Here is a 26,382-nt window from a genome sequence, read left to right as displayed (position 1 = left end):
AATGGCAAGAGATTTAAAATACACAAGAAATATAGGTATTGCAGCACATATTGATGCTGGTAAAACCACAACAACAGAGCGTATATTATTTTATACGGGTGTTAGTCATAAAATAGGAGAAGTGCATGATGGTGCTGCTACTATGGACTGGATGGAACAGGAACAAGAAAGAGGTATTACAATTACTTCTGCGGCTACTACATGTGAGTGGCAGTTTCCAACAGAAAATGGAAAGCCAGCAAGTGATGCTAAAGGATATCACTTTAATATAATTGATACTCCTGGTCACGTTGATTTTACAGTAGAAGTAAACCGTTCATTAAGAGTTCTTGATGGTTTAGTATTCTTATTTAGTGCTGTTGATGGTGTGGAACCGCAATCAGAAACTAACTGGAGGTTAGCAGATAACTATAAAGTTCCAAGAATTGGTTTTGTTAATAAGATGGATCGTCAAGGGTCTAACTTTTTAATGGTTTGTAAGCAAGTTAAAACAATGTTAGGTTCTAATGCTGTTCCTATTGTTTTGCCAATTGGTGAGGAAGCAGATTTTAAAGGAATTGTTGACTTAGCTAAGAATAGAGCTATTGTTTGGCATGATGAAGGATTTGGTTCTACTTTTGATGTTATTGACATTCCAGAGGAGATGAAAGCTGAAGTAAAGGAGTATAGAGCTGCTTTAATTGAGGCTGTTGCTGAATATGATGAGGAGTTAATGGAAAAGTTCTTCGAAGATGAAGATTCTATTACAGAAGAAGAAGTGCATGCTGCACTAAGAGCTGCTGTAATGGATAGAGCAATCATTCCAATGATATGTGGTTCTTCGTTTAAAAATAAAGGAGTTCAGTTTTTGTTAGATGCTGTTTGTAGATATTTACCATCACCTTTAGATAAGGAAGATATTGTAGGTACAAACCCAGATACTGATGAGCAAATTTCTCGTAAACCTGATGTTAAAGAACCTTTTTCTGCATTAGCATTTAAAATTGCTACGGATCCTTTTGTTGGTCGTTTAGCATTCTTTAGAACATATTCAGGTCGTTTAGATGCTGGTTCATATATATTAAATAATAGATCCGGTAAAAAAGAACGTATTTCTCGTATTTACCAAATGCACTCTAATAAACAAAATGCTATTGATTTTATCGAAGCAGGGGATATTGGTGCGGCTGTAGGTTTTAAGGATATTAAAACTGGAGATACTATGTCAGATGAAAAACATCCTATAGTATTAGAGAGTATGGATTTTCCTGATCCAGTAATTGGTATTGCTGTGGAGCCTAAAACTAAGGCAGATGTGGATAAGTTAGGTATGGCTTTAGCTAAATTAGCAGAAGAAGATCCAACGTTCCAAGTTAAGACTGATGAGGCTTCAGGACAGACAATTATTTCTGGAATGGGTGAGCTTCACTTAGATATTATTGTAGATCGTTTAAAGCGTGAGTTTAAAGTTGAAGTTAATGAAGGTGAACCTCAAGTTGAATATAAAGAAGCTTTAACTAGAACTGCATCACATAGAGAAACTTATAAAAAGCAATCTGGTGGTCGTGGTAAGTTTGGTGACATTGTATTTGAAATGGGTCCTGCGGATGAGGATTTCAAAGGTCCAGGATTACAGTTTGTTGATGAAATTAAAGGTGGTCGTATACCAAAAGAATTTATTCCTGCGGTAGAAAAAGGATTCCAAGCGGCAATGAAGGATGGTCCTTTAGCTGGTTTTGAAATGGATGCAATGAAAGTTGTTCTTAAGGATGGATCTTTCCACCCTGTGGATTCTGATGCATTATCTTTTGAGCTTGCTGCAAAAATGGGATATAAAGCTGCAGGTAAAGCTGCTGGTGCTGTTATAATGGAGCCAATAATGAAACTAGAGGTGTTAACTCCTGAGGAGAACATGGGTGATATTGTTGGGGATTTAAATAGAAGAAGAGGTACTATTAGCGATATGAGTGATAGAGCTGGTTCTAAAGTAGTAAAAGGTACTGTGCCATTATCAGAAATGTTTGGTTATGTTACTTCTTTAAGAACACTTTCTTCTGGTAGAGCAACATCAACTATGGAATTTGCACAATATGCAGAAACTCCATCAAATATATCAGAGGCGGTTATTAAAGCATCAAAAGGATTAACTGTATAAATTTTAGAAGATGAGTCAAAAAATTAGAATAAAACTAAAATCTTACGATCATAGCTTGGTGGATAAATCTGCTGAAAAAATCGTAAAAACGGTTAAGACTACAGGTGCTGTTGTGACAGGTCCTATACCTTTACCAACACATAAAAAAATATTTACGGTATTGCGTTCTCCGCACGTAAATAAAAAGTCTAGAGAACAATTTCAATTAAGCTCTTATAAGAGATTATTAGATATTTATAGTTCTTCATCAAAGACAATAGACGCTTTAATGAAACTAGAGCTTCCTAGTGGGGTCGAAGTAGAGATTAAAGTGTAATTACATAAAATGTAATATAGATTTTAATAAAAGCCTAGAAATTTAATTTCTAGGCTTTTTTCTTTACTAATGTTTGTACTGTGTTTATTGGTTTTTCGCATGTTTAAGTACTTTTATTTATTGGGAATAGTTTTCCTTTGTAAATATCTTTAAATATAGTTTGGTAAACCGAAAAATATTCCTATTTTTGCCGCCACTAAAAACCTCTTTAGGTGTATAAAGTGTACATGTCCTGAGCTGCGTGCGAAGGAAAAACGGAAAAAACAAAATTCAGGGTTGAATTAGTTTTGACCCTTTTTTTATGTGTAAAAGTTTAGAGTAATACGAATAATTAATATAAACGGAGATAGGGTTTATTTTTTAAATCAAGTATCCATAATTTAAAACAAATGTCTGGGTTAATAGGAAAAAAAGTAGGCATGACTAGTATTTTTGACGAGAATGGTAAGAATATGCCATGTACCGTTATAGAGGCTGGGCCATGTGTGGTTACCCAAGTCAGAACCGAAGAGGTAGACGGGTATAATGCCCTTCAACTTGGTTTCGATGACAAGGCTGAGAAACGTGCTAATAAGGCTGAAACAGGTCACTTTAAAAAAGCAGGTACTTCACCTAAGAAAAAAGTCGTTGAATTTCAAGAATTTGAAGGAGAGTACAAATTAGGAGACACTGTAGGTGTTGATGTTTTTGTAGAAGGTGAATTTGTTGATGTTGTAGGTACATCAAAAGGAAAAGGTTTTCAGGGTGTTGTTAAGAGACATGGCTTTGGCGGTGTTGGTCAAGCAACTCACGGTCAACATAACAGATTAAGAGCTCCTGGTTCTATTGGTGCGGCTTCGTATCCTGCTAGAGTTTTTAAAGGTATGAAGATGGCTGGAAGAATGGGTGGTGATAGAGTTACTGTTCAAAATCTTAAAGTATTGAAAATAGTTCCAGAAAAAAATCTTTTAGTAGTAAAAGGTTGTGTTCCTGGACATAAAAACGCTTACGTAACTATTCAGAAGTAATGAAGGTAGCAGTTTTAGATATTAAAGGAAAAGAAACGGGTAGGAAAGCAGAGCTTTCGGATTCAGTTTTCGCAATAGAGCCAAATAATCATGCGGTATACTTAGATGTTAAGCAGTATTTAGCGCATCAAAGACAAGGTACGCATAAGGCTAAGGAAAGAGGAGAGATTGCTGGTAGTACTAGAAAGATTAAGAAACAAAAAGGTACTGGTACAGCTCGTGCGGGTAGTATTAAATCTCCAATCTTTAGAGGTGGTGGTCGTATTTTTGGCCCAAGACCTAAAGATTATACGCAGAAGTTAAATAAAAACGTTAAGCGTTTGGCTAGAAAATCTGCACTAACAATTAAATCAAAAGAGAATGCAATTGTTGTTCTTGAAGATTTTAGTTTTGATACCCCAAAAACAAAAGATTTTATTCAGATTCTTAAGTCTTTAGGATTGGAAAACAAAAAGTCTTTGTTTGTGTTGGGTGATTCAAATAATAGTGTATATTTGTCTTCGCGTAATTTAGAGCGTTCTGAAGTTGTAACTAACTCAGAATTAAGTACTTACAAGATATTAAATGCAAATAATATTGTATTGCTTGAAGGTTCTTTGGAAGGAATTGAAGCAACTTTAAATAAATAGGAAACATGAGTGTGTTGATAAAACCGATAATAACTGAGAAAATGACCGCAGATAGCGAGTTGTATAATCGTTATGGTTTCTTTGTTAGTCCAAAGGCTAATAAGATTCAAATAAAAGATGCTGTTGAGGCAACTTACGGTGTTTCCGTAAAAAAGGTACGTACTATGAACTACGGGCCTACTAGAAAGTCACGTTACACTAAGACAGGTGTACAGCATGGAAAGACAAATGCTTTGAAAAAAGCTGTTGTTGATGTAGCTGAAGGTGATATAATTGATTTTTACAGTAATCTATAAAGACCAGAGATGTCAGTTAGAAAATTAAAACCAATCACTCCTGGACAGCGTTTTAGAGTAGTAAATGGATTTGACGCCATTACTGCTGATAAGCCGGAGAAAAGCTTGCTTGCTCCGTTAAAAAAGTCGGGAGGTAGAAACAGTCAAGGAAAAATGACAATGCGCCATAGAGGTGGAGGTCATAAAAGAAGGTATCGTGTAGTAGATTTTAAAAGAGATAAGCAAGATGTTGCTGCTACGGTAAAATCTATTGAATATGATCCAAATAGAACAGCATTTATTGCTTTGTTGGAGTATGCTGATGGAGTAAAAAAATATATAATTGCACAAAATGGTTTGCAGGTTGGTCAGAAGGTATCTTCAGGTCAGGGGTCTGCGCCAGAAGTCGGTAATGCGCTTGCTTTAAGTGAAATTCCACTGGGAACTGTTATTTCTTGTATAGAATTACGCCCAGGTCAAGGTGCTGTTATGGCTAGAAGTGCAGGAACTTTTGCGCAATTAATGGCGAAAGATGGTAAGTTTGTTACTGTGAAAATGCCTTCAGGAGAAACTAGATTAATTCTTTCTGGTTGTATGGCTACAATAGGAGCTATTTCTAATTCTGATCACCAATTATTGGTTTCTGGTAAGGCTGGTAGGTCAAGATGGTTAGGTAAGAGACCAAGAACTAGACCGGTAGCAATGAACCCTGTGGATCACCCAATGGGTGGTGGTGAAGGTAGAGCTTCTGGTGGTCATCCAAGATCAAGAAACGGAATACCTGCTAAAGGATTCAGAACTCGTTCTGAGACTAAGAGTACAAACAAGTATATAATAGAACGTAGAAAGAAATAAAAAGTAGAAAGAAATGGCACGTTCACTAAAAAAAGGACCTTATGTTCACTATAGTTTGGATAAGAAAATCCAACAAAACGCAGCTTCTGGAAAAAAGTCGGTAATTAAGACTTGGTCTAGAGCTTCAATGATAACACCTGATTTTGTAGGTCTTACTATTGCAGTACATAATGGAAGGCAATTTGTCCCTGTTTTTGTAACTGAAAATATGGTAGGTCATAAATTAGGAGAATTTTCTCCAACACGATCTTTTAGGGGTCATGCGGGAGCAAAGAATAAAGGAAAAAAGTAAGCTATGGGAGTTCGTAAAAAACAAATGGCCGAAAGAATAAAGGCTGAAAAACAAAAAGTAGCATTTGCTAAACTTAACAATTGTCCTACTTCTCCAAGAAAAATGCGTTTAGTAGCAGATTTGGTAAGAGGTAAGAAAGTTGAAAGCGCATTAGCTACTCTAAGATTTAATCCTAAGGAGGCTTCTAGAAGGTTGGAGAAATTATTACTTTCTGCAATTGCAAATTGGCAAGCAAAGAATGAAGATGCTAATGTTGAAGATGCTGATCTTATAGTAAGTGAGATTAGAGTGGATAGTGGTAGTATGTTAAAAAGATTACGCCCTGCACCTCAAGGAAGAGCACATAGAATTAGAAAACGTTCCAACCATGTAACATTGGTTGTTGGATCTAACAATAATACACAAAGCTAGAATGGGACAAAAGACAAATCCAATTGGAAATCGTTTAGGAATCATTAGAGGTTGGGAATCTAACTGGTACGGTGGTAATGATTATGGAGATAAGTTAGCAGAGGATGATAAAATTAGAAAATATATTCATGCTCGTTTATCAAAAGCAAGTGTATCTAGAGTTATCATAGAGCGTACTTTAAAGCTTATTACTGTTACGGTTACTACGGCAAGACCTGGTATCATAATTGGTAAAGGTGGACAAGAGGTAGATAAGCTTAAAGAAGAGCTTAAAAAAATTACCTCTAAGGAAGTTCAGATCAATATATATGAAATTAAAAGACCTGAGTTAGACGCTAATTTAGTTGCGGCAAGTGTAGCAAGACAAATTGAGTCTAGAATTTCTTTTAGAAGAGCAATTAAAATGTCAATTGCTGCTGCTATGAGAATGAATGCAGAAGGAATTAAAATTCAAATTTCTGGACGTTTAAATGGTGCAGAGATGGCTCGTTCAGAGTCTTATAAAGATGGACGTATTCCATTATCAACTTTTAGAGCAGATATTGATTATGCTTTACATGAAGCTCATACTACTTATGGTAGATTGGGAATCAAAGTTTGGATAATGAAAGGTGAAGTATATGGAAAGAGAGAACTTTCTCCATTAGTTGGAATGCAAAAGAGCCAAGGTGGAAAAGGTGGAAAAAATGATGGTGGAAGAAAGCCACGTCGTAGAAAGTAATTTTTTAAAGAAGTAAGAAAATGTTACAACCAAAAAGAACGAAGTTTCGTAAAATGCAGAAGGGCCGTATGAAGGGTAATGCCGGAAGAGGGCATCTGCTTTCAAATGGTATGTTCGGTATAAAGTCCTTGGATACATCTTTTTTAACATCCCGTCAAATTGAAGCTGCTCGTATTGCTGCTACAAGATATATGAAGAGAGAAGGGCAGTTATGGATAAAGATATTTCCAGACAAGCCTATTACAAAAAAGCCTTTAGAGGTACGTATGGGTAAAGGTAAAGGTGCTCCAGAATATTTTGTGGCTGTTGTAAAACCAGGTAGGGTTTTATTTGAGATAGCAGGAGTATCTATTGATATAGCTAAAGAAGCATTACGTTTGGCTGCGCAAAAATTGCCAGTTAAAACTAAGTTTATTGTGGCTAGAGATTATACTGTTCAAGATTAAACGTAGGAATCATGAAAAAACAAGAAATAAAAGAATTGTCCAACCAGGAACTTACGGAGAAGTTGGTGGAGTTAAAAAAGCTTCATGCTGATTTAAAGATTGCGCATTTTGTAACGCCTCTAGAAAACCCACTTCAGATAAGAAAAGTTAGAAGAACAGTAGCTAAATTGGCTACGGAATTAACTAATAGGGACAACCAATAATTGGTTCTGCTTTATGGAAAAAAGAAACTTAAGAAAAGAGAGAATAGGAGTGGTAACTAGTGATAAAATGGAAAAATCCATTGTTGTTGCAGAAGTTAAAAGAGTTAAGCATCCTATGTACGGTAAGTTCGTGTTAAAAACAAAGAAATATGTTGCACACGATGAAAAGAACGATTGTAATATTGGCGATAAAGTCAAAATTATGGAAACACGTCCTTTAAGTAAGAACAAGTGTTGGAGACTAGTAGAAATCTTAGAAAGAGCTAAATAATATGTTACAGCAAGAATCTAGACTAAAGGTAGCAGATAATACCGGAGCAAAAGAAGTTTTGACTATACGTGTACTCGGTGGTACAAAAAGAAGATATGCTTCAATTGGCGATAAAATCGTTGTTACTGTTAAGGAGGCAACTCCAAACGGTGGTATTAAAAAAGGAGCAGTTTCTACAGCGGTAGTTGTAAGAACTAAGAAAGAAGTAAGAAGACCTGATGGTTCGTATATACGTTTTGATGATAATGCGTGTGTATTGTTAAATCCAACTGGAGAAATGAGAGGTACACGTGTTTTTGGGCCTGTAGCTAGAGAACTTCGTGACAAACAATTTATGAAAATTGTATCATTAGCCCCTGAGGTACTATAATATATTCAGTACAATGAAGAAATTAAAAATTAAAACAGGAGATACAGTTAAAATTACTGCTGGTGACCATAAAGGTACAGAAGGTAAAGTTTTAAGTGTAAATCTTCAGAAGAACAAGGCAATTGTTGAAGGTGCTAATATGGTATCTAAACATGAAAAGCCTAGTGCAAAAAATCCTCAAGGAGGAATTGTTAAAAAAGAAGCTCCAATACATGTTTCTAATCTTTCTTTAGTTGATCCTAAATCTGGTGATTTAACTAGAGTAGGTTATGAGTTAAGAGATGGTAAGAAAGTTAGAGTTTCTAAAAAATCCAATGAAGTAATTTAGTTATGGCTTACGTTGCAAGATTAAAAACAGAATATACAGAGCGTATTGTAGGTGCTCTTAAAGAGGAATTTGGTTATAAAAATATAATGCAAGTTCCTAAGTTAGAAAAGATAGTTGTAAGTAGAGGTGTAGGAGCTGCAGTTGCTGATAAAAAGTTAATTGATCATGCAGTTGATGAGATGACTATTATTACTGGGCAGAAAGCCGTTGCTACTATGTCTAAGAAGGATGTTGCTTCTTTTAAATTACGTAAAGGTATGCCAATTGGTGCTAAAGTAACTTTACGTGGAGAAAGAATGTATGAATTTTTAGATAGATTAGTTACTAGTGCATTACCTAGGGTACGTGATTTTCAAGGAATTAAAGCTACTGGTTTTGATGGAAGAGGAAATTATAGTTTAGGTATTACAGAACAAATAATATTTCCTGAAATTAATATTGATAAAATTAATCGTATTAATGGTATGGATATTACTTTTGTGACTTCTGCAAACACGGATAAAGAAGCAAAATCATTATTAACCGAATTAGGATTACCTTTTAAAAAGAACTAGTATGGCTAAAGAATCAATGAAAGCCCGCGAAAGAAAAAGGGCAAAAACTGTAGCTAAATATGCTGAAAAAAGAAAAGCTTTAAAAGAAGCTGGAGATTATGAAGCGCTACAAAAATTACCTAAAAATGCATCACCAATACGTATGCATAATCGTTGTAAGCTTACTGGAAGGCCTAAAGGATATATGAGAACTTTTGGAATTTCAAGGGTTACTTTTAGAGAAATGGCTAATCAAGGTTTAATACCAGGTGTTAAAAAGGCAAGCTGGTAATTATATAGAGTATTAACTGGTTTCAGGTTTAACAATATCGTTAAAAACCGTCACCGAAATAAATAAAAATGGTAACTGATACTATAGCAGATTATTTAACAAGAATTAGAAATGCCAGCAGAGCAGGGCATAGAGTGGTAGATATACCATCTTCTAATGTTAAAAAAGAAATAACTAAAATATTATTCGATCAAGGATATATTTTAAGTTATAAATTCGAACAAGATAAAGTACAGGGGTCTATAAAAATAGCTTTAAAATATAATAAAGTTACTAAAGAGCCTGTAATTAAAAAATTACAACGTGTTAGTAAACCTGGTTTACGTAAATATGTTGGAAAACAAGACTTGCCAAGGGTTCTTAATGGACTTGGTGTAGCTATAGTGTCTACTTCTCATGGAGTAATGACTAGTAAGCAGGCGCAAGATGAAAATGTAGGTGGCGAGGTATTATGCTACGTTTATTAATATTTAAAGATTTAAAAAATGTCTAGAATAGGTAATAATCCAGTAGCAATACCAGAAGGTGTAACTGTTGAAGTAAAAGATAGTGTTGTTACTGTAAAAGGTAAATTAGGAGAGTTAACTCAAGAATTTTCTGGAGTTTCTATAAATGTAGAAGAAGGTGAAATAAAAGTTACTAGATCATCTGACTCTAAAGATCAAAAAGCAAAGCATGGTTTATATAGATCATTAGTTTTGAATATGGTTGATGGTGTCTCTAAAGGATGGACAAAAGAACTAGAGCTTGTTGGAGTTGGTTATAGAGCAAGTAATCAAGGTCAAAAGTTAGATTTAGCCTTAGGATTTTCTCATAATATTGTTATTGATTTAGCTCCAGAAGTAAAAGTGGAAACAATATCTGAAAAGGGTAAAAATCCAATAGTTAAATTAACTTCATACGACAAACAATTGGTTGGTCAAATTGCAGCAAAAATTAGATCATTCCGTAAGCCAGAACCATACAAAGGAAAAGGTATTAAGTTTGTTGGAGAAATATTAAGAAGAAAAGCCGGTAAATCAGCTTAAGAATAGCATTATGAAATTATCAAAGACACAAAGAAAATATAGAATTCGTAGAAGAATACGAAAAGTTTCTTCTGGTACGGCAGAAAGACCTAGATTATCCATTTTCAGAAGTAATAGTGAAATATACGCTCAGTTAATAGATGATGTAAAAGGTATTACGTTACTTGCAGCATCTTCTAGAGATAAAGCAATAGATTCTAAAGGAAATAAATCAGAAATTGCAAAATTAGTTGGAAAAGCAATTGCTGAGAAATCTTTAAAAGCTGGTTATGATAAAGTAGCTTTTGATAGAGGTGGGAATTTATATCACGGAAGAGTTAAATCTTTGGCCGATGGCGCAAGGGAAGCAGGACTTAAATTTTAAATAGCATTATGTTTCAAAAATATAAAAACGTAGAGACAGTTAAACCAGGAGGTTTAGATTTAAAAGACAGATTAGTTGGTGTACAAAGGGTTACCAAAGTTACTAAAGGTGGTAGAGCTTTTGGCTTTTCTGCAATAGTAGTTGTAGGAGATGAGAACGGAGTAGTTGGTCATGGTCTTGGAAAATCTAAAGAGGTAGCAACTGGAATTGCAAAAGCAATAGAAGATGCTAAAAAGAATTTAATTCGTATTCCTTTAAATAAAGGAACTTTGCCTCACGAACAAAAAGGTAAATTTGGCGGTGCTAGAGTATATATACAACCAGCATCTCATGGTACCGGAGTAATAGCAGGTGGAGCTGTGAGAGCTGTATTAGAGGCTGTAGGAGTTCAGGATGTATTATCTAAATCTCAAGGATCTTCTAACCCGCATAATGTTGTTAAGGCTACTTTTGATGCTTTATTGCAATTAAGAGATGCTAAAACAATAGCTCAAGAAAGAGGAGTTTCTTTAGAAAAAGTTTTCAAAGGATAAAGAAGGATATTATGGCAAAGATTAAAGTAACACAAATACGTAGTAGTATTAAAAGACCTTTAAACCAAAAGAGAACATTAGAAGCTCTAGGTTTAAAAAGAATAGGACAGGTAGTTGAGCATGATGCAACTCCTAGTGTTATAGGTATGGTAAATAAAGTTAAACACTTAGTTTCTTCAGAAGAAGCTTAATATATATTAGTGTAATGAATTTAAGTAATCTAAAACCAGCTGAAGGATCTATTCAAAGAGACGGTAAGCGTATAGGTAGAGGTCAAGGATCAGGTAAAGGTGGTACTGCCGCAAGAGGTCATAAAGGTGCTAAATCTAGATCTGGTTATTCTAAAAAGATAGGTTTCGAAGGTGGTCAAATGCCATTACAAAGGCGTGTGCCTAAGTTTGGTTTTACCAATATTAACCGTAAAGAATATAAAGGAGTTAACTTGTCTACTTTACAAGAGTTAGTAGATAATAAAGTTATTAAAGATGAGCTTACTTTTGACTCTTTAGTGGAAAATGGTTTAGTAGGTAAAAATGATTTAGTTAAGATATTAGGAGGGGGAGAATTAAAAGCTTCGCTTAAGGTATCAGTTCATAAATTTACAGCAACAGCAAAAGCGGCAATTGAAGCGGCAGGAGGTGAAGCAATAAGTTTATAAGTATAGAATAGACACTATGAAGAATTTTTTTGATACAATATCTAATATCTGGAAAATAGAAGAACTAAGGAATAGAATATTAATTACTTTAGGTCTTTTATTGGTTTACCGTTTTGGTTGCCAAATAGTACTTCCGGGTATTGACTCTACACAGTTAGCGTCGCTTGCTTCAAGTACGGATCAAGGTATTTTTGGATTACTTAACGCTTTTACTGGAGGTGCATTTGCTAATGCTTCAGTTTTTGCTTTAGGTATTATGCCTTATATCTCTGCTTCTATTGTAGTGCAATTAATGGGTATTGCTATCCCTTATCTTCAAAAACTTCAAAAAGAAGGAGAAAGTGGAAGAAAAACTATAAATCAAATTACAAGATGGTTAACCATTGGAATATGTATTGTACAGGCGCCAGCTTACCTTTATGGATTAGAAGCATTTGGTGTTAGAGACAGTGCATTTTTATTAGGTAAAGGTTTAGATTTCATGGTTCCTGCTGTTATTATTTTAGTTTCAGGTTGTGTGTTTGCAATGTGGCTAGGAGAAAAAATAACAGATAAAGGTATTGGTAATGGTATTTCTTTATTAATAATGATAGGTATTATTGCTACCATGCCACAATCTTTTGTTCAAGAATTTTTATCTAGAACTACTAATAATAATGGTGGTTTAATGTTTATTCTTGTAGAGGTTATAGTTTGGTTCTTGGTTATATTAGCTAGTATTTTATTAGTAATGGCTACTCGTCAAATACCGGTGCAATATGCTAGAAGAACTGCTTCTGGTGGTTATGAAAAGAATGTTGCTGGTTCAAGACAATATATTCCATTGAAGTTAAATGCATCTGGTGTAATGCCAATAATATTTGCACAAGCTATTATGTTTGTTCCTGGTTTAATTGGGCAAGCTTTTGATGAGACTTCTGCAGGGCAATGGATGCAAGTACAATTTGCTGATATTTTTGGATGGGCATATAATTTATTATTTGCTTTCTTAATTATCATATTCACATATTTTTATACTGCTATTACTGTTCCTACGAATAAGATGGCAGATGATTTAAAGAGAAGTGGAGGATTTATACCAGGGATAAGACCTGGAAAAGAAACTGGAGATTTTTTAGATAAAATAATGTCTTTAATTACGTTACCTGGATCTATATTTTTAGCTTTGCTAGCTGTTTTACCAGCAATTGTAGTAAAACTTATGGATGTACAGGCAGGATGGGCTATGTTTTATGGAGGTACATCACTATTAATTATGGTTGGTGTTGCTATAGATACAGTACAACAAGTAAATTCTTACTTGTTGAATAGACATTACGATGGATTAATGAAATCTGGTAAAAACAGAAAAGTAGCATAATTTATGGCTAAACAAGCAGCAATAGAACAAGATGGCTCTATAATCGAAGCATTATCAAATGCGATGTTTAGAGTAGAGTTAGAAAATGGACATGTAGTAACGGCTCATATTTCTGGTAAAATGCGTATGCATTACATTAAATTGCTTCCAGGCGATAAAGTAAAATTAGAAATGAGTCCTTATGATTTAAGTAAGGCTAGAATCACTTATAGATATTAAGATAGATAGAGATGAAAGTTAGAGCATCAATAAAAAAGAGAAGTGCCGAGTGCAAAATTGTGCGTAGAAAAGGCAGGTTGTATGTAATCAACAAAAAGAATCCTAGATTTAAACAAAGACAAGGATAGTTATGGCAAGAATTGCAGGTATAGACATACCAAAACAAAAAAGAGGCGTAATTGCCTTAACTTACATTTTTGGAATTGGTAACAGTAGAGCTAAAGAAATTTTAAAAGTAGCTCAAGTTAGTGAAGATACAAAGGTATCGGATTGGAATGATGATGAAATAGGTCGTATTAGAGATGCGGTTTCTTCTTTTACAATTGAAGGGGAATTACGCTCAGAGACTCAATTAAACATCAAACGTCTAATGGATATTGGATGTTATAGAGGAATACGTCATAGATCTGGTTTACCTTTAAGAGGTCAAAGAACTAAGAATAATTCTAGAACCAGAAAAGGAAAAAGAAAAACAGTTGCTAACAAGAAAAAAGCAACTAAATAATAATTAGGTATTATGGCAAAAGCAAATGCTAAATCTACTAAAAAACGTAAAGTTATAGTAGAGTCTGTGGGTGAAGCTCACGTTACTGCTTCTTTTAACAATATCATTATTTCGTTGACAAATAAAAAAGGAGATGTTATATCTTGGTCGTCTGCGGGTAAGCTTGGTTTTAGAGGTTCAAAAAAGAATACTCCTTATGCTGCTCAAGTAGCTGCAGAGGATTGTTCTAAAGTTGCTCATGAAGCAGGTTTAAGAAAAGTGAAGGTTTATGTAAAAGGACCTGGAAATGGTAGAGAATCTGCTATTCGTTCTATTCATAATGCAGGTATAGAAGTAACAGAAATTATTGATGTTACTCCAATGCCACATAATGGGTGTAGACCTCCAAAAAGAAGAAGAGTTTAATTAATTTATTATTTCATAGAGAGTGTAGTTACGATTATCGAAGGATAAGCCTTAATTCATAATCACACTTTCAAATTTTTAGAAAATGGCAAGATATACAGGACCAAAAAGTAAAATCGCTCGTAAGTTTGGAGAAGCGATTTTTGGAGACGATAAGTCTTTTGAAAAGAAAAATTACCCTCCAGGACAACACGGAAATAACCGTCGTCGTGGAAAAAAATCTGAATACGCTGTCCAGTTAATGGAAAAGCAAAAAGCAAAATATACTTATGGTATATTAGAGCGTCAATTTAGAGGTATATTTGCAAAAGCAAATAGTAGTAAAGGAGTTACCGGTGAAGTTTTACTTCAATTATGTGAATCTAGATTAGATAACGTAGTTTTTAGAATGGGTATCTCTAACTCTAGAAGAGGAGCTAGACAGTTAGTATCACACAGACATATTACAGTAAACGGTGAGTTGGTAAACATACCTTCTTATTCTTTAAAAGCTGGTGATGTTGTTGGTGTAAGAGAAAAATCTAAATCTTTACAAACAATTCAAGATGCATTATCATCAAACAATAATGTATACGAATGGATGACATGGAATTCTGAAACTAAACAAGGAACTTTTGTTTCTGTTCCAGAAAGAATGCAAATTCCAGAGAATATCAAAGAACAATTAATAGTCGAGTTATACTCTAAATAAACAACACCAATCGAATATGGCATTATTTAATTTTCAGAAACCCGATAAAGTAATAATGATCGATTCCTCTGATTTTGAAGGCAAATTTGAATTTCGCCCTTTAGAACCAGGTTATGGATTAACGGTTGGGAACGCATTAAGAAGGGTATTACTTTCTTCATTAGAAGGTCATGCTATTACTTCTGTTAGAATTGATAAGGTAGAGCATGAATTTTCGGTTATACCGGGAGTTGTAGAAGATGTTACCGAGATTATATTAAATTTAAAACAAGTACGTTTTAAAAAGCAAATTGAAGATTCTGAGGCAGAAGTTGTATCTATATCTGTAAGTGGTAAAGATCAATTAACTGCTGGAGATTTTCAAAAGTTTATTTCTGGTTACCAAGTTCTTAATCCAGACTTAGTAATTTGTAATATGGATGCTAAAGTTAGCATTAATATGGAAATTACAATAGACAAGGGTAGAGGATATGTACCAGCTGAAGAAAACAAAAAATCTGGAGTAGCTTTAGGTACTATTGCTATTGACTCTATATTTACACCAATAAAAAATGTAAAATATAGTATTGAAAACTTTAGAGTAGAACAGAAAACAGATTACGAGAAATTAGTTTTTGAAATCGTTACAGATGGTTCTATTCATCCAAAAGATGCTTTAACAGAAGGTGCTAAAGTTTTAATACATCACTTTATGTTATTTTCTGATGAGAGAATAACTTTAGAAGCTGATGAGATTGCACAAACAGAAACATATGATGAGGAATCCTTACATATGCGTCAGTTACTAAAAACAAAATTAGTGGATATGGATTTATCTGTAAGAGCACTAAATTGTTTAAAAGCTGCAGAAGTTGATACATTAGGAGATTTAGTTTCTTTTAATAAAAATGATTTAATGAAGTTTAGAAACTTTGGTAAAAAGTCTTTAACGGAATTAGAAGAGTTGGTTATCAACAAAGGATTAAGTTTTGGTATGGATTTATCAAAATACAAATTAGATAAAGATTAATTTTACTTCTGTTAGAAGAGAAAAGCTCTGATAAGGAAGAAAATAGAATAAATAATGAGACACGGTAAAAAAGTTAATCATTTAGGAAGAAAAGCTGCCCACAGAAAAGCAATGTTGGCAAATATGGCTTGTTCCTTAATTGAACACAAGAGAATTAATACTACAGTAGCTAAAGCAAAAGCTTTAAAGCAATTTGTAGAGCCTTTAATTACTAAAGCAAAAGCAGAAAATAATAAAACTGCAGATAAAGGAACACATAACAGACGTATTGTTTTTAAGAATTTAAGAGACAAGTATGCTGTTTCTGCTTTGTTCAGTGAGGTTTCTGAGAAAGTTGGAGAAAGACCGGGTGGTTATACTAGAATTATTAAACTAGGAAATCGTTTAGGAGATAATGCAGATATGGCAATGATAGAGTTAGTAGATTTTAACGAACTATATAATGCTGGTAAACCTGCTAAGAAAAAGTCTACAAGAAGAGGTAGAAACAAAAAAGTTGATACTCCTCCTGTTGCTGTAGCTGAAACTAAAACAGACGATTCAGAAGAGTAGTATGTTAAAAGAAATATTTTTTATGAAAGGATAAGTTATTTATAACTTATCCTTTTTTTTATGTTTTTATATTATATTAAAATTCATATTTAAGTTTATGAAATACCAAACTAAGAAAAAAGCAATTGTATTATTAGCAGATGGTACCATTTTTCACGGGAAATCTGTAGGAAATTTAGAAGGAACTTCTTTTGGAGAAGTTTGTTTTAATACTGGAATGACTGGTTATCAAGAAATATTTACAGACCCTTCGTATTTTGGGCAACTAATGGTAACTACAAATGCTCATATTGGAAATTATGGGACAAATAAAGATGAAATAGAATCTGATTCTGTTAAAATATCTGGACTAATATGTAAAAATTTTAGTTATGAATATTCTAGAGACCTTGCGGATAAAAGTTTAGAAGAATTTTTAGGAGATAGTAATCTTTTTGCAATATCTGATGTTGATACAAGAGCATTAGTTAGTTATATTAGAGATAATGGTGCTATGAATGCTGTAATTACTACTGAGGTTAATAATTTAGAGCCTATAAAAGAGCAGTTAGCAAAACAACCTAGTATGAAAGGTCTTGAGCTTTCTTCTAAAGTATCTACTAAGGAACCTTACTTTTACGGGGATGAGAATGCTAAGTATAAAATATCGGCTTTAGATATTGGAATTAAAAAAAATATACTCAGAAATTTAGCAAAGAGAGATGCTTATATAAAAGTATTCCCATACAATACTAGTTTTTCTGATATGGCTTCATGGGATCCAGATGGTTATTTTATTTCTAACGGACCTGGTGATCCAGAACCATTAGTAGAAGCAATTGAAACTGCTAAAGGATTAATAGATAGTGGTAAACCTTTATTTGGGATATGTTTAGGACATCAAGTAATTGCACTTGCAAATGGAGTTTCTACTTACAAAATGCATAATGGTCATAGGGGTATTAATCATCCAGTTTTAAATCTTGTTACTGGTAAAGGAGAAATAACGTCTCAAAATCATGGTTTTGCTATTAATAGAGAAGAGACAGAGGCAAACAGTAATTTAGAAATTACGCATGAACATTTAAATGATAAAACGGTTGCTGGAATTAGAATAAAAAACAAGCAAGTTTTTTCTGTGCAATATCATCCAGAAGCTAGTCCAGGACCTCATGATTCTGACTACCTTTTTGATGATTTCTTTGAAATGATTAAGAAATAACAAATAAGAGATATATAGTTTAAATAATCGTTATTTTTTGACTAAAATCAGCATTAAAATAAACCATAAAAAATAGGGTTTTGTATCTTTGTATTTTGAAAGATATAAAGTAAAATAACCATAAATAATAAAAAAAACACATGAGTATTATCCTAAGTGTACACGCAAGACAAATTTTAGATTCTAGAGGTAACCCAACTGTAGAAGTGGATGTAATAACAGAAAACGGTATAATGGGTAGAGCAGCAGTTCCTTCTGGAGCATCTACAGGAGAGCATGAAGCTGTAGAACTACGTGATGGTGGTGATAATTTTATGGGTAAAGCAGTTTTAAAAGCTGTTAGTAATGTAAATGGAGCTATAGCAGAAGAGGTTTTAGGAATGTCTGTTTTTGAACAGAATCTTATAGACCAAACAATGATAGATTTAGATGGAACACCAAACAAATCTAAATTAGGAGCAAATGCTATATTGGGAGTTTCTTTAGCAGTTGCAAAAGCAGCCGCAAATGAATTAGGACTTTCTTTATATAGATATATTGGAGGGGTAAGTGCAAATACATTACCTGTACCAATGATGAATATTATTAATGGAGGTTCACACTCCGATGCTCCTATTGCTTTTCAAGAATTCATGGTAATGCCAGTAAAAGCAAAATCTTTTTCGCACTCTATGCAAATGGGAACAGAAATTTTTCATAACCTTAAAAAAGTATTACACGATAGAGGTTTAAGCACCGCAGTTGGTGATGAAGGTGGTTTTGCACCAAATCTTGCAGGTGGTACAGAAGATGCATTAGATACTATTGCAAAAGCTGTAGAAAAAGCAGGATATAAATTAGGTGACGATGTAATGATAGCTTTAGATTGTGCAGCAGCAGAATTCTATGTAGATGGTAAATATGATTACACTAAGTTTGAAGGAGATAAAGGAGTTATACGTACATCAGAAGAGCAGGCGCAATATTTAGCAGATTTATCTACAAAATATCCTATCATATCTATAGAAGATGGTATGGATGAGAATGACTGGGATGGATGGAAGTCTTTAACAGAGAAGATTGGAGATAAAGTACAATTAGTAGGGGATGATTTATTTGTAACCAACGTAGAGCGTTTATCTAAAGGAATCAAAAATGGAATTGCAAACTCTATTTTAATTAAGGTAAACCAAATTGGAACTTTAACAGAAACTATTTCAGCTGTAAACATGGCTAAAAATGCGGGGTATACCTCTGTAATGTCTCACCGTTCTGGAGAAACAGAAGATAATACAATTGCAGATTTAGCTGTTGCATTAAATACAGGACAAATTAAAACAGGATCAGCTTCACGTTCAGACAGGATGGCTAAATACAACCAACTTCTTAGAATAGAAGAAGAATTAGGTAGTATGGCTTATTACCCACAAGAAAAAGCATTTAAAATAAATTAATTTTAATATGCTACTTTAAAAAAAAGTCTCTCTAATGTTTTAGAGAGACTTTTTTTTTGGTAGCCTTCATAAGATTGTCTATCTTTTATATATCATTTTTTGTAACCTTTTTTTAATAATACTATGAATAATTTTCTTTTTGTCGCAGCAGAGAATGATGCATTATATAATTGTAAAGCTGGCGGGATGGGTGATGTAGTCAGAGATGTACCACGTCAAATTGCATCTCGCGGGGATAAAGCCCATGTAGTTGTTCCTTCTTATGGTAGATTACACCAAGAAGGCACTCTAAAAACAACATTAACTTTTAACTTAAGAAGTACAACATACATTGCAGAATTGTATGAAGTAAACCCAAAGAAAAATTTTGATAATATTCATTATTATGTTATCCATCACCCAGAAATTGAAGCAGGAGATATAGCTCATATTTATCACAATGATCCCACAGAGCCTTTTTATACAGATGCTATTAAATATTTTATATTTTGTACGGCAGTTGCAGAAGCAATAAAAAATGAAGCATTTGGGAAAATAGATATAGTTCATATGCATGATTGGCATACAAGTCTCCTATTGTTTTTAAAGAAGTTTCATGGAGGTTACAGAGTTTTAGAAAAAGCTCGGTTTGTTTATAGTATTCACAATCTTGCTATACAAGGGATAAGACCTTTTGAAGATAATTACTCTTCCGTAAAAAACTGGTTTCCAGATATTCCTTATGATACAGAAAGTTTAAAAGATTATCGCTATTCAGATTGTATAAACTTAATGGCAGTGGGCATTCGTTTTGCCGATGCCGTACATACAGTATCTCCTTCGTATAAAGAAGATATTTTAAATGCAAGTAACCCTCCGGAGTTTATTGGTGGGGAAGGTTTGGAAGAAGATTTAAAAAAAGCAGATAATGAAGGTAGACTAATAGGAATTCTTAATGGTTCTAATTACAAAAATATTAGAACAGCAGAAAAAGGAAAAATATATTTAATTACTATTAATGCCATATTTAAATGGCTGCAAGAAGAGTCTAAGAAATATAAAGCGGATTTTTTAGCGCATACCGGTGAAAAAATGGCTAAATACCTTTTAGAGCCTCCAGAATTTATTTGTTCTAGTGTGGCACGTTTAACAGAGCAGAAATTCTATTTTTTTAAGAGATCACCTGATGCGTTTGTTGAAATTTTAAAAAAGCTTAAAAAAATAAACGGAGCTTTTATTTTGTTAGGAACAGGGGCTCCAGATTATGAAGAACTTTTTAGAAAAATAAGCTATGAGCATGAGAATTTTATTTTTATAAATGGTCAATCTGAAGATGTTATAGATGCTATTTATTTAGAATCTAATTTATATTTTATGCCTAGTTTGTTTGAGCCTTGTGGAATAAGTCAAATGCTAGCTATGAGAAACGGTAACCCATGTTTAGTTCACCATACAGGAGGTTTAAAAGATACAGTATCACATTTAAAAACAGGTTTTAGTTTTGATGGAACTACTTACGAAGAAAAAATAAAGAATATGTTAGCGGTTTTTGATCTTGCATTAAACACATATTTTAAAGAAAATGTAAAGTGGAAAAAAATTCAAGATAATGCAAAAAAAATGCGTTTTACATGGGAGAAATCTGTAGATGAGTATTATAAATTACTCTATTCTATAAATCAATAATAAACCACCTATATTTTTAAATTTCTTTTAATTTGTACTAATTCTAAAACGATATAGTGCCTAGTTTTGTTACGTTTTTATATTGCTAAAACCCAAGGTTTTTTGTAGCTTTACGAACCACGAAAATTAAGTAAATAAATTCATGTCGGATAAAGCAATTTTAGAGTATAACGGAGAAAAATATGAGTTTCCTGTAATAAAAGGAACGGAAGAAGAATTAGCTATAGATATTAAATCCTTGCGTTCTGCATCTAAGGGATTAATAACTATAGATCCAGGATATAAAAATACAGGTTCTTGTGAAAGTGCCATTACATTTTTAGATGGTGAAAAAGGAATTTTAAGGTATAGAGGTTACTCTATTGAAGAATTAGCAGAAAAAGCAGATTTTTTGGAAGTTGCTTATTTATTAATTTTTGGAGAATTACCAAACTCTGAGCAGTTAAAGAATTTTCATGAAGATATAAAAGAAGAGTCTCACATAGATGAAGAGATGAAAAAAATTCTTCACGGTTTTCCAAAATCTGCACATCCAATGGGGGTATTATCCTCTTTAACAAGTGCGCTAATTGCATTTAACCCTAGCTCTGTAAATGTTACCTCAGAAAAGGAAATGTATCATGCCATTGTTAGAATATTAGCAAAGTTCCCAGTTTTAGTTGCTTGGACAATGCGCAAGAAAAAAGGATTACCTCTTGATTATGGAGATGATGCATTAGGTTATGTAGAGAATATACATAAAATGATGTTTAAAAAACCTACACAAGATTATGTAAAGAATCCTATTATAATTGACGCATTAGATAAACTATTAATATTACATGCAGACCATGAGCAAAATTGTTCAACATCTACTGTGCGTATTGTAGGTTCGTCACATGCTGGATTATTTGCTTCTTTATCAGCAGGTATTTCTGCTTTATGGGGACCTTTACATGGAGGTGCTAACCAAGCTGTTTTAGAAATGTTAGAAGCAATAGAGGCAGATGGGGGAGATACTAAAAAGTATATGGCAAAAGCTAAAGATAAAAGTGATCCATTTAGATTAATGGGCTTTGGACATAGAGTGTATAAAAACTTTGATCCAAGAGCTAAGATAATTAAAGTTGCAGCAGATGAAGTTCTTGCAGATTTGGGTATTAATGATCCAATTCTAGAAATTGCTAAAGGATTAGAAAAAGAAGCATTAGAAGACCCTTATTTTGTAGATAGAAAGTTGTATCCTAATGTAGATTTTTATTCTGGTATTATATACAGAGCGCTAGGAATTCCTACAGAAATGTTTACTGTAATGTTTGCTTTAGGGAGATTGCCAGGATGGATTGCTCAGTGGAGAGAAATGCGTTTAAATGGAGAGCCAATTGGTAGACCAAGACAAATTTATACCGGAGAAAATCTTAGGCCATTTAAAAAACTTGACGACAGAAAATAAGATTATTATTTTTTTAATATTTTAAAGCCCTTTTTTTAAAAAAGGGCTTTTTTTTAGTAAAAAAGTAATTCTATATTTGTTTCAAATTTTTTATATGTTACATTTAAATGTTACAGATGAAACATCTGTTTTAAAGGCAGTAGTACTAGGTACTGCGGAAAGTTGTGGCCCTACTCCAAAACCTGAAGAGGCTTATGACCCTAAATCATTAGAGCATATTTTAGCAGGAACATATCCTATAGAAAAAGATATGGTTCTAGAAATGGAGGGCTTTGCAGCTGTTTTTAAAAAGCATAATGTTACAGTATATAGACCTGAAGTTCTAAAGGATTGTAATCAAATTTTTTCTAGAGATATAGCATTTGTTATAGGGAGCAAATTAATTTTAGCAAATATTTTACCAGATAGGGAAAAAGAAATTGATGCAATACTACATGTATTAGATAAAATACCAGAAGAGAGTATTATTAGACCACCAGAGGAAGTACACGTAGAGGGTGGTGATGTAATGCCATGGAAAGATTATATTTTTATTGGCACCTACACTGCAGAAGATTATTCAGAACATATTACAGCTAGAACAAACAAAGCTGCTGTAGATTTTATTACAAAACAATTTCCAGAGAAAACTATAAAATCTTTTGAGTTACGAAAATCTAAAAATGCTAAAGAAAATGCATTACATTTAGATTGTTGTTTTCAGCCAATTGGTAACGGGAAAGCTATTTTGCATAAGAACGGATTTTTAGTAGAAGAAGAGTACCAATGGTTGGTAGATTTTTTTGGGGAAGAAAATATTTTTGAAATTACTGCAGATGAAATGTATCAAATGTTTAGTAATGTTTTTTCTATATCACCAGAAGTTATAGTTTCAGAAAAAAGTTTCATAAGATTAAATAATTGGTTAAAAAAACAAGGTTTTATAGTAGAAGAAATAGCGTATTCCGAAATTTCTAAACAAGAAGGCTTGTTACGTTGTAGTACATTACCATTAATACGAGAATAAATGATGCAAATATCAAATACAATTTTAATGATTCGCCCAGTTAACTTTCGTAAGAACGAACAGACAGCGGTGAATAATTACTTTCAAGAAGATATAAATCTTGATGAGAAAACTGTTATTAAAAATGCTCAAAAGGAGTTTGATGCTTTTGTAGAAGTTTTAAGAGCTAAAGGGGTAAATGTTGTAGTTATAGAGGATACAAAAACTCCAGATACTCCAGATTCTATTTTTCCTAACAATTGGATTTCTTTTCACTCTAATGGTACAGTAGGTTTGTACCCTATGTTTGCAGAAAATAGACGAAATGAAAGAAGAGAGGATATTTTAACCACTTTAGAGGAAAAAGGGTTTATTATAGAAAACTTGATGGATTATACTTCGGCAGAAGAAGACAATCTATTTTTAGAAGGTACAGGTAGTTTACTTTTAGATCGTGTTAATAAAAAAGCATATTGCGCTTTGTCTGATAGAGCAAATGAAGAACTTATTATTGAGTTTTGTGAAGATTTTGACTATTTGCCAGTTATTTTTAGCGCCTATCAATCTGTAGGAGATAAACGTATGCTTATATACCACACAAATGTAATGATGTGTTTAGCAGAGAACTTTTCTGTTATTTGTTTAGACGCTATTGATGATAAAAAAGAGCGTAAAAATGTTGTTAAACATTTAAAAGAAAATGGGAAAGAAGTAATTGCAATTTCAGAAGAACAAATACATCATTTTGCGGGTAATATGCTTCAAGTTTTAGGTGCAGATAATAAAAGGTATTTAGTGATGAGTTCTGCTGCTTATAACTCTTTAAATAGTGCACAAATAAAAAGTATAGAAAAGTATTGTGAAATCCTTCACAGTTCATTAGAAACAATAGAAACATGTGGGGGAGGAAGTGCTAGATGTATGATGGCAGAGGTGTTTTTACCGCAAGAGTTAGATTAAAACAAATGATATAAATAAAAAATAGGGCTCTATATTAGAGCCCTATTTTTATTCGTAAAACTCAGCTATTTTGTCTAAAGGTTTTCTTTCAATATTTGGAACATAAGTAGGTTCTTTTGGATACCCTACAGGTAATAATAAAAAAGCTCTTTCATTACTTGGTCGGTTTAAAAGTTTGGCTAAAAAATTCATAGGACTAGGAGTATGTGTTAATGTAACCAAACCGGCATTATGAATGGCTGTAATTAACATACCGCATGCAATACCAACAGATTCATTTACATAATAATTATTTATTTTTTCTCCATTATCGCTAATATCATGTACTTTTTTAAATGCTATAATTAGCCAAGGTGCTTTTTCTAAAAAGGGCTTGTGCATATTAGTTCCAAGAGGTTCTAAATCTTTTTTCCAACGGTCACTCATTCTACTTTCGTAACTTTCTTTCTCTTCAATTTCTGCGGCTTCTCTAATCTTAGTTTTTAAATTAGGGTTTGCTACAGCACAAAAGGTCCATGGTTGTTTATGAGCTCCAGAAGGAGCAGTAGAAGCTGTTTTAATTAACGTTTCAATTACTTCTTTAGGAACAGGAGAATCAGAATATTCCCTAACCGATCTTCTTTTGTCTAAAAGTGAATAGAAATCTTTACTTTGTTTAATAAGTTCTTCTTTTGGCAAAACATTACTTTGGTAAGCTACATGTTTATGACCATTAATAATAATATGAGATTTAGTAATCATTCTTAAATATACTATTTTAAACTCATTCCATATCTGGATTTGTTAAAATTTTCCCTTCGGCTTGGGCTTTCATATATACCGCTTTAGAAGGTCTTGGTCTTATACGATATTTTGTTGGAAGTCCAGTTTCTCTAAAAAAATCGTCCGGAGTTCTTACTGTAGGAAGTACATCATTTGTAGTATTTCTTATTTTTTCTAACCTAGATTTCATATCCTCTAAAACACTACTATATTCTGGATTGTTTGCTAGGTTATTTAACTCGTAAGGGTCTTTAACAATATCAAAAAGTTCATCAACATCTCTAGGGGTTACAAAACATTTTAGTTGTGCTTTGTTTAATGTTCCTTTTTCTTTTTCTTCAAGCATACTTTGCCAACCAAGACCTCTAATAATATCTGCAGAGGGAGTATTTGGTAAATCTGAGTAGTAATTTTTTATATACTTAAATTGTTTTGTGCGTACAGCTCTGGTATAATCTTCAAAATCATGAAAATGATCTTCTGCATAAATTTCTTCATGTATAGAAACACTTGTGTTTTCAATGGATGGTAAAATACTAGTACCATTAAACTCTTTTAATGGTTGTAGGCCTGCTACTTGCATAAAGGTTGGAGCAATATCTACAGAACTTACTAACTCATTATTTATTTGGCCTCCTTTAATTTTTGCTGGCCATTTTATAATCCAAGGTGTTTTTATGCCGCCTTCATATAGTGTGGTTTTATCTCTAGGGAAAGCTCTCCCATTGTCTGATATAAAAAGTATAATTGTATTTTCTGCTACATTTTGTTTTTCTAATTCAGATACTACTTTTCCTATGTAGCTGTCCATTCTAGAAATTTCATCATAATAAAGGGCAAAATCTTTTTTAACACCATCTGTATTGGGAACATAAGGGGGTAAGTTCACATCTTCCGGGTTATGTGGATTGTCACTAATACCTTCATAAAAAGGTCTGTGCGCATCATACGCAGCTAGCCAAGTAAAGAAAGGTTGGTCTTTTGGCCTTTCCTTTAGTAGTTTAATCCAATCATCGCAACCACTACCATCTCCCACTAATTTTCTATCTATTCCTTTTAGTCCAATATTATCATTCCATTGCATTTCATATAATGCATCAAAATCATCGGTTACCGCTTCTCCTAAATGATATTTTCCTGCTAAACCTGTCCAATAACCAGCATTTTTTAATTCTTGAACAAATGTTCTTTTTCCTTCAGGTAAAGGCCATGCTAATTGTTCTGCATCAGTATTATGGGGATATAAACCAGAAATAATACTAGTTCTGCTAGGACTACAAGAACTTGTGGTTAAAAAAGCCTGATTAAATAACATACCATCTTTAGCAAGTTGGTCTAAGTTTGGGGTTCTAATATTTTTATTACCATAAGGGCCAATATCATCCCAATTTACATCATCTGCTATTATTAAAACTATATTTGGTTTTTTAGCGGGAACATTTTCTTTTTTTTCTTGACAAGAAAATAGAGAGCATATTACAAGAAAAGAAAATAAATGGTAAAGTTTATTAGTATGCATTTTTAAATTAATTGGTTT

At 33.1% G+C, this 26,382-nt stretch carries 38 protein-coding genes; 36 read left to right on the top strand and 2 right to left on the bottom strand.

The window, feature by feature from the left end; genetic code table 11:
* Position 1 precedes the first annotated feature (1 nt).
* The 36 genes from fusA (at position 2) to ctlX (ending at position 24,083) form a co-directional block, all read left to right on the top strand.
* Positions 2-2,134, top strand: coding sequence for an elongation factor G (fusA, locus tag Q0820_RS00320; protein ID WP_298484218.1), 2,133 nt, complete (start codon positions 2-4; stop codon positions 2,132-2,134).
* A gap of 10 nt (positions 2,135-2,144) precedes the next feature.
* The gene (gene rpsJ, locus Q0820_RS00315; protein WP_121062851.1) at positions 2,145-2,450 is read left to right on the top strand and encodes a 30S ribosomal protein S10; all 306 of its coding nucleotides are present in this window, start codon (positions 2,145-2,147) and stop codon (positions 2,448-2,450) included.
* A 389-nt stretch (positions 2,451-2,839) separates the two neighbouring features.
* Positions 2,840-3,457 carry a 50S ribosomal protein L3 gene (rplC, locus tag Q0820_RS00310; RefSeq protein ID WP_298484217.1) on the top strand — a complete coding sequence of 206 codons (618 nt, stop codon included), beginning with the start codon at positions 2,840-2,842 and terminating at the stop codon, positions 3,455-3,457.
* Positions 3,457-4,086 carry a 50S ribosomal protein L4 gene (gene rplD, locus Q0820_RS00305; protein ID WP_298484216.1) on the top strand — a complete coding sequence of 210 codons (630 nt, stop codon included), beginning with the start codon at positions 3,457-3,459 and terminating at the stop codon, positions 4,084-4,086. Before rplC ends, rplD begins: the two co-directional genes overlap by 1 nt.
* Positions 4,087-4,091: 5 nt before the next feature.
* Positions 4,092-4,382, top strand: coding sequence for a 50S ribosomal protein L23 (gene rplW / locus Q0820_RS00300; protein WP_121062845.1), 291 nt, complete (start codon positions 4,092-4,094; stop codon positions 4,380-4,382).
* 9 nt (positions 4,383-4,391) lie between these two features.
* Complete coding sequence (rplB, locus tag Q0820_RS00295; RefSeq protein WP_298484215.1) at positions 4,392-5,216, top strand: 50S ribosomal protein L2; 825 nt, start codon at positions 4,392-4,394, stop codon at positions 5,214-5,216.
* Between the two features lie 13 nt (positions 5,217-5,229).
* On the top strand, positions 5,230-5,508 hold the full coding sequence (rpsS, locus tag Q0820_RS00290) for a 30S ribosomal protein S19 (protein ID WP_121062841.1): 279 nt from the start codon (positions 5,230-5,232) through the stop codon (positions 5,506-5,508).
* A gap of 3 nt (positions 5,509-5,511) precedes the next feature.
* Entirely contained in the window at positions 5,512-5,919 is a 408-nt protein-coding gene (gene rplV, locus Q0820_RS00285) for a 50S ribosomal protein L22 (RefSeq protein ID WP_121062840.1), read from the top strand.
* 1 nt (position 5,920) lies between these two features.
* A complete protein-coding gene (gene rpsC / locus Q0820_RS00280; protein WP_298473311.1) occupies positions 5,921-6,640 on the top strand; it encodes a 30S ribosomal protein S3 in 720 nt (239 codons plus the stop codon).
* Positions 6,641-6,660: 20 nt separating this feature from the next.
* Positions 6,661-7,086, top strand: a complete 426-nt coding sequence (rplP, locus tag Q0820_RS00275; protein WP_121062836.1) for a 50S ribosomal protein L16 — start codon at positions 6,661-6,663, stop codon at positions 7,084-7,086.
* 11 nt (positions 7,087-7,097) lie between these two features.
* The gene (gene rpmC, locus Q0820_RS00270) at positions 7,098-7,289 is read left to right on the top strand and encodes a 50S ribosomal protein L29 (RefSeq protein ID WP_121062834.1); all 192 of its coding nucleotides are present in this window, start codon (positions 7,098-7,100) and stop codon (positions 7,287-7,289) included.
* A gap of 13 nt (positions 7,290-7,302) precedes the next feature.
* Complete coding sequence (rpsQ, locus tag Q0820_RS00265) at positions 7,303-7,560, top strand: 30S ribosomal protein S17 (protein WP_121062832.1); 258 nt, start codon at positions 7,303-7,305, stop codon at positions 7,558-7,560.
* Position 7,561: 1 nt separating this feature from the next.
* Positions 7,562-7,930, top strand: coding sequence for a 50S ribosomal protein L14 (rplN, locus tag Q0820_RS00260; RefSeq protein ID WP_013993867.1), 369 nt, complete (start codon positions 7,562-7,564; stop codon positions 7,928-7,930).
* 13 nt (positions 7,931-7,943) lie between these two features.
* Positions 7,944-8,258 carry a 50S ribosomal protein L24 gene (rplX, locus tag Q0820_RS00255; protein ID WP_298484214.1) on the top strand — a complete coding sequence of 105 codons (315 nt, stop codon included), beginning with the start codon at positions 7,944-7,946 and terminating at the stop codon, positions 8,256-8,258.
* Between the two features lie 2 nt (positions 8,259-8,260).
* Positions 8,261-8,812, top strand: a complete 552-nt coding sequence (gene rplE / locus Q0820_RS00250) for a 50S ribosomal protein L5 (RefSeq protein WP_298484213.1) — start codon at positions 8,261-8,263, stop codon at positions 8,810-8,812.
* A gap of 1 nt (position 8,813) precedes the next feature.
* Positions 8,814-9,083 (top strand): 30S ribosomal protein S14, encoded by a 270-nt coding sequence (gene rpsN / locus Q0820_RS00245; RefSeq protein WP_121062826.1) that lies wholly within the window; start codon positions 8,814-8,816, stop codon positions 9,081-9,083.
* A 68-nt stretch (positions 9,084-9,151) separates the two neighbouring features.
* The gene (rpsH, locus tag Q0820_RS00240) at positions 9,152-9,550 is read left to right on the top strand and encodes a 30S ribosomal protein S8 (RefSeq protein WP_121062824.1); all 399 of its coding nucleotides are present in this window, start codon (positions 9,152-9,154) and stop codon (positions 9,548-9,550) included.
* A gap of 18 nt (positions 9,551-9,568) precedes the next feature.
* A complete protein-coding gene (rplF, locus tag Q0820_RS00235; protein ID WP_298484212.1) occupies positions 9,569-10,111 on the top strand; it encodes a 50S ribosomal protein L6 in 543 nt (180 codons plus the stop codon).
* 10 nt (positions 10,112-10,121) lie between these two features.
* Positions 10,122-10,475 (top strand): 50S ribosomal protein L18, encoded by a 354-nt coding sequence (gene rplR, locus Q0820_RS00230; RefSeq protein WP_121062820.1) that lies wholly within the window; start codon positions 10,122-10,124, stop codon positions 10,473-10,475.
* Between the two features lie 8 nt (positions 10,476-10,483).
* Entirely contained in the window at positions 10,484-11,008 is a 525-nt protein-coding gene (gene rpsE, locus Q0820_RS00225) for a 30S ribosomal protein S5 (RefSeq protein WP_121062818.1), read from the top strand.
* 11 nt (positions 11,009-11,019) lie between these two features.
* Complete coding sequence (gene rpmD, locus Q0820_RS00220; RefSeq protein WP_121062816.1) at positions 11,020-11,199, top strand: 50S ribosomal protein L30; 180 nt, start codon at positions 11,020-11,022, stop codon at positions 11,197-11,199.
* Between the two features lie 14 nt (positions 11,200-11,213).
* Positions 11,214-11,666, top strand: coding sequence for a 50S ribosomal protein L15 (gene rplO / locus Q0820_RS00215; RefSeq protein WP_298484211.1), 453 nt, complete (start codon positions 11,214-11,216; stop codon positions 11,664-11,666).
* Between the two features lie 16 nt (positions 11,667-11,682).
* Positions 11,683-13,026: a preprotein translocase subunit SecY gene (gene secY, locus Q0820_RS00210; protein ID WP_121062812.1), complete on the top strand. Its 1,344-nt coding sequence runs from the start codon at positions 11,683-11,685 to the stop codon at positions 13,024-13,026.
* Positions 13,027-13,029: 3 nt separating this feature from the next.
* Positions 13,030-13,245: a translation initiation factor IF-1 gene (gene infA, locus Q0820_RS00205; protein WP_013751343.1), complete on the top strand. Its 216-nt coding sequence runs from the start codon at positions 13,030-13,032 to the stop codon at positions 13,243-13,245.
* Between the two features lie 11 nt (positions 13,246-13,256).
* Positions 13,257-13,373 (top strand): type B 50S ribosomal protein L36, encoded by a 117-nt coding sequence (gene ykgO, locus Q0820_RS00200; protein WP_013621733.1) that lies wholly within the window; start codon positions 13,257-13,259, stop codon positions 13,371-13,373.
* A 2-nt stretch (positions 13,374-13,375) separates the two neighbouring features.
* Positions 13,376-13,750, top strand: a complete 375-nt coding sequence (gene rpsM / locus Q0820_RS00195; RefSeq protein ID WP_121062810.1) for a 30S ribosomal protein S13 — start codon at positions 13,376-13,378, stop codon at positions 13,748-13,750.
* Between the two features lie 12 nt (positions 13,751-13,762).
* Positions 13,763-14,155, top strand: coding sequence for a 30S ribosomal protein S11 (rpsK, locus tag Q0820_RS00190; protein ID WP_121062808.1), 393 nt, complete (start codon positions 13,763-13,765; stop codon positions 14,153-14,155).
* Between the two features lie 85 nt (positions 14,156-14,240).
* Positions 14,241-14,846 (top strand): 30S ribosomal protein S4, encoded by a 606-nt coding sequence (rpsD, locus tag Q0820_RS00185; RefSeq protein ID WP_121062806.1) that lies wholly within the window; start codon positions 14,241-14,243, stop codon positions 14,844-14,846.
* Positions 14,847-14,862: 16 nt separating this feature from the next.
* The gene (locus Q0820_RS00180; protein ID WP_121062804.1) at positions 14,863-15,855 is read left to right on the top strand and encodes a DNA-directed RNA polymerase subunit alpha; all 993 of its coding nucleotides are present in this window, start codon (positions 14,863-14,865) and stop codon (positions 15,853-15,855) included.
* A 54-nt stretch (positions 15,856-15,909) separates the two neighbouring features.
* Positions 15,910-16,407, top strand: a complete 498-nt coding sequence (gene rplQ, locus Q0820_RS00175; protein WP_298484210.1) for a 50S ribosomal protein L17 — start codon at positions 15,910-15,912, stop codon at positions 16,405-16,407.
* Positions 16,408-16,504: 97 nt separating this feature from the next.
* The gene (gene carA, locus Q0820_RS00170; protein ID WP_298484209.1) at positions 16,505-17,608 is read left to right on the top strand and encodes a glutamine-hydrolyzing carbamoyl-phosphate synthase small subunit; all 1,104 of its coding nucleotides are present in this window, start codon (positions 16,505-16,507) and stop codon (positions 17,606-17,608) included.
* Positions 17,609-17,748: 140 nt separating this feature from the next.
* Positions 17,749-19,041 (top strand): phosphopyruvate hydratase, encoded by a 1,293-nt coding sequence (eno, locus tag Q0820_RS00165; protein ID WP_298484208.1) that lies wholly within the window; start codon positions 17,749-17,751, stop codon positions 19,039-19,041.
* A 123-nt stretch (positions 19,042-19,164) separates the two neighbouring features.
* Positions 19,165-20,706, top strand: a complete 1,542-nt coding sequence (locus tag Q0820_RS00160) for a glycogen synthase (RefSeq protein ID WP_298484207.1) — start codon at positions 19,165-19,167, stop codon at positions 20,704-20,706.
* A gap of 142 nt (positions 20,707-20,848) precedes the next feature.
* On the top strand, positions 20,849-22,138 hold the full coding sequence (locus Q0820_RS00155; protein ID WP_298484206.1) for a citrate synthase: 1,290 nt from the start codon (positions 20,849-20,851) through the stop codon (positions 22,136-22,138).
* A gap of 94 nt (positions 22,139-22,232) precedes the next feature.
* Positions 22,233-23,144 carry a dimethylarginine dimethylaminohydrolase family protein gene (locus Q0820_RS00150; RefSeq protein ID WP_298484205.1) on the top strand — a complete coding sequence of 304 codons (912 nt, stop codon included), beginning with the start codon at positions 22,233-22,235 and terminating at the stop codon, positions 23,142-23,144.
* A complete protein-coding gene (ctlX, locus tag Q0820_RS00145; protein WP_298484204.1) occupies positions 23,145-24,083 on the top strand; it encodes a citrulline utilization hydrolase CtlX in 939 nt (312 codons plus the stop codon). It abuts the gene before it with no gap.
* A 48-nt stretch (positions 24,084-24,131) separates the two neighbouring features.
* On the opposite strand, the gene Q0820_RS00140 is transcribed toward ctlX, so the two are convergent.
* Together Q0820_RS00140 and Q0820_RS00135 are read right to left on the bottom strand one after the other, a co-directional pair.
* Positions 24,132-24,824, bottom strand: coding sequence for a nitroreductase family protein (locus Q0820_RS00140; RefSeq protein WP_298484203.1), 693 nt, complete (start codon positions 24,822-24,824; stop codon positions 24,132-24,134).
* Between the two features lie 22 nt (positions 24,825-24,846).
* Positions 24,847-26,364: a sulfatase gene (locus Q0820_RS00135; RefSeq protein ID WP_298484202.1), complete on the bottom strand. Its 1,518-nt coding sequence runs from the start codon at positions 26,362-26,364 to the stop codon at positions 24,847-24,849.
* Between the last annotated feature and the right edge of the window lie 18 nt (positions 26,365-26,382).

It is taken from the genome of uncultured Maribacter sp. (genome assembly GCF_947495965.1).
Taxonomy (GTDB): Bacteria; Bacteroidota; Bacteroidia; order Flavobacteriales; family Flavobacteriaceae; genus Maribacter_B.
The sequence above is the reverse complement of the archived record's forward strand: the minus strand, read 5'-3'. Positions and strand labels throughout refer to the sequence as shown.

Excerpts from the sequence above, each read along its gene's own strand:
- Q0820_RS00150 (WP_298484205.1), top strand. The coding sequence starts at position 22,233 with ATGTTACATTTAAATGTTACAGATGAAACATCTGTTTTAAAGGCAGTA.
- infA (WP_013751343.1), top strand. The coding sequence starts at position 13,030 with ATGGCTAAACAAGCAGCAATAGAACAAGATGGCTCTATAATCGAAGCA.
- rpsJ (WP_121062851.1), top strand. The coding sequence starts at position 2,145 with ATGAGTCAAAAAATTAGAATAAAACTAAAATCTTACGATCATAGCTTG.
- Q0820_RS00135 (WP_298484202.1), bottom strand. The coding sequence starts at position 26,364 with ATGCATACTAATAAACTTTACCATTTATTTTCTTTTCTTGTAATATGC.
- rpsQ (WP_121062832.1), top strand. The coding sequence starts at position 7,303 with ATGGAAAAAAGAAACTTAAGAAAAGAGAGAATAGGAGTGGTAACTAGT.
- secY (WP_121062812.1), top strand. The coding sequence starts at position 11,683 with ATGAAGAATTTTTTTGATACAATATCTAATATCTGGAAAATAGAAGAA.
- rplO (WP_298484211.1), top strand. The coding sequence starts at position 11,214 with ATGAATTTAAGTAATCTAAAACCAGCTGAAGGATCTATTCAAAGAGAC.
- rpmD (WP_121062816.1), top strand. The coding sequence starts at position 11,020 with ATGGCAAAGATTAAAGTAACACAAATACGTAGTAGTATTAAAAGACCT.
- rpsN (WP_121062826.1), top strand. The coding sequence starts at position 8,814 with ATGGCTAAAGAATCAATGAAAGCCCGCGAAAGAAAAAGGGCAAAAACT.
- rpsK (WP_121062808.1), top strand. The coding sequence starts at position 13,763 with ATGGCAAAAGCAAATGCTAAATCTACTAAAAAACGTAAAGTTATAGTA.
- eno (WP_298484208.1), top strand. The coding sequence starts at position 17,749 with ATGAGTATTATCCTAAGTGTACACGCAAGACAAATTTTAGATTCTAGA.
- fusA (WP_298484218.1), top strand. The coding sequence starts at position 2 with ATGGCAAGAGATTTAAAATACACAAGAAATATAGGTATTGCAGCACAT.
- Q0820_RS00180 (WP_121062804.1), top strand. The coding sequence starts at position 14,863 with ATGGCATTATTTAATTTTCAGAAACCCGATAAAGTAATAATGATCGAT.
- rpsE (WP_121062818.1), top strand. The coding sequence starts at position 10,484 with ATGTTTCAAAAATATAAAAACGTAGAGACAGTTAAACCAGGAGGTTTA.
- Q0820_RS00140 (WP_298484203.1), bottom strand. The coding sequence starts at position 24,824 with ATGATTACTAAATCTCATATTATTATTAATGGTCATAAACATGTAGCT.
- rplR (WP_121062820.1), top strand. The coding sequence starts at position 10,122 with ATGAAATTATCAAAGACACAAAGAAAATATAGAATTCGTAGAAGAATA.
- carA (WP_298484209.1), top strand. The coding sequence starts at position 16,505 with ATGAAATACCAAACTAAGAAAAAAGCAATTGTATTATTAGCAGATGGT.
- ctlX (WP_298484204.1), top strand. The coding sequence starts at position 23,145 with ATGATGCAAATATCAAATACAATTTTAATGATTCGCCCAGTTAACTTT.
- rplN (WP_013993867.1), top strand. The coding sequence starts at position 7,562 with ATGTTACAGCAAGAATCTAGACTAAAGGTAGCAGATAATACCGGAGCA.
- rpsD (WP_121062806.1), top strand. The coding sequence starts at position 14,241 with ATGGCAAGATATACAGGACCAAAAAGTAAAATCGCTCGTAAGTTTGGA.
- Q0820_RS00155 (WP_298484206.1), top strand. The coding sequence starts at position 20,849 with ATGTCGGATAAAGCAATTTTAGAGTATAACGGAGAAAAATATGAGTTT.
- rpsC (WP_298473311.1), top strand. The coding sequence starts at position 5,921 with ATGGGACAAAAGACAAATCCAATTGGAAATCGTTTAGGAATCATTAGA.
- ykgO (WP_013621733.1), top strand. The coding sequence starts at position 13,257 with ATGAAAGTTAGAGCATCAATAAAAAAGAGAAGTGCCGAGTGCAAAATT.
- Q0820_RS00160 (WP_298484207.1), top strand. The coding sequence starts at position 19,165 with ATGAATAATTTTCTTTTTGTCGCAGCAGAGAATGATGCATTATATAAT.
- rplQ (WP_298484210.1), top strand. The coding sequence starts at position 15,910 with ATGAGACACGGTAAAAAAGTTAATCATTTAGGAAGAAAAGCTGCCCAC.
- rpsM (WP_121062810.1), top strand. The coding sequence starts at position 13,376 with ATGGCAAGAATTGCAGGTATAGACATACCAAAACAAAAAAGAGGCGTA.
- rpsS (WP_121062841.1), top strand. The coding sequence starts at position 5,230 with ATGGCACGTTCACTAAAAAAAGGACCTTATGTTCACTATAGTTTGGAT.
- rpsH (WP_121062824.1), top strand. The coding sequence starts at position 9,152 with ATGGTAACTGATACTATAGCAGATTATTTAACAAGAATTAGAAATGCC.
- rplV (WP_121062840.1), top strand. The coding sequence starts at position 5,512 with ATGGGAGTTCGTAAAAAACAAATGGCCGAAAGAATAAAGGCTGAAAAA.
- rplC (WP_298484217.1), top strand. The coding sequence starts at position 2,840 with ATGTCTGGGTTAATAGGAAAAAAAGTAGGCATGACTAGTATTTTTGAC.
- rplE (WP_298484213.1), top strand. The coding sequence starts at position 8,261 with ATGGCTTACGTTGCAAGATTAAAAACAGAATATACAGAGCGTATTGTA.
- rpmC (WP_121062834.1), top strand. The coding sequence starts at position 7,098 with ATGAAAAAACAAGAAATAAAAGAATTGTCCAACCAGGAACTTACGGAG.
- rplW (WP_121062845.1), top strand. The coding sequence starts at position 4,092 with ATGAGTGTGTTGATAAAACCGATAATAACTGAGAAAATGACCGCAGAT.
- rplF (WP_298484212.1), top strand. The coding sequence starts at position 9,569 with ATGTCTAGAATAGGTAATAATCCAGTAGCAATACCAGAAGGTGTAACT.
- rplX (WP_298484214.1), top strand. The coding sequence starts at position 7,944 with ATGAAGAAATTAAAAATTAAAACAGGAGATACAGTTAAAATTACTGCT.
- rplP (WP_121062836.1), top strand. The coding sequence starts at position 6,661 with ATGTTACAACCAAAAAGAACGAAGTTTCGTAAAATGCAGAAGGGCCGT.
- rplD (WP_298484216.1), top strand. The coding sequence starts at position 3,457 with ATGAAGGTAGCAGTTTTAGATATTAAAGGAAAAGAAACGGGTAGGAAA.
- rplB (WP_298484215.1), top strand. The coding sequence starts at position 4,392 with ATGTCAGTTAGAAAATTAAAACCAATCACTCCTGGACAGCGTTTTAGA.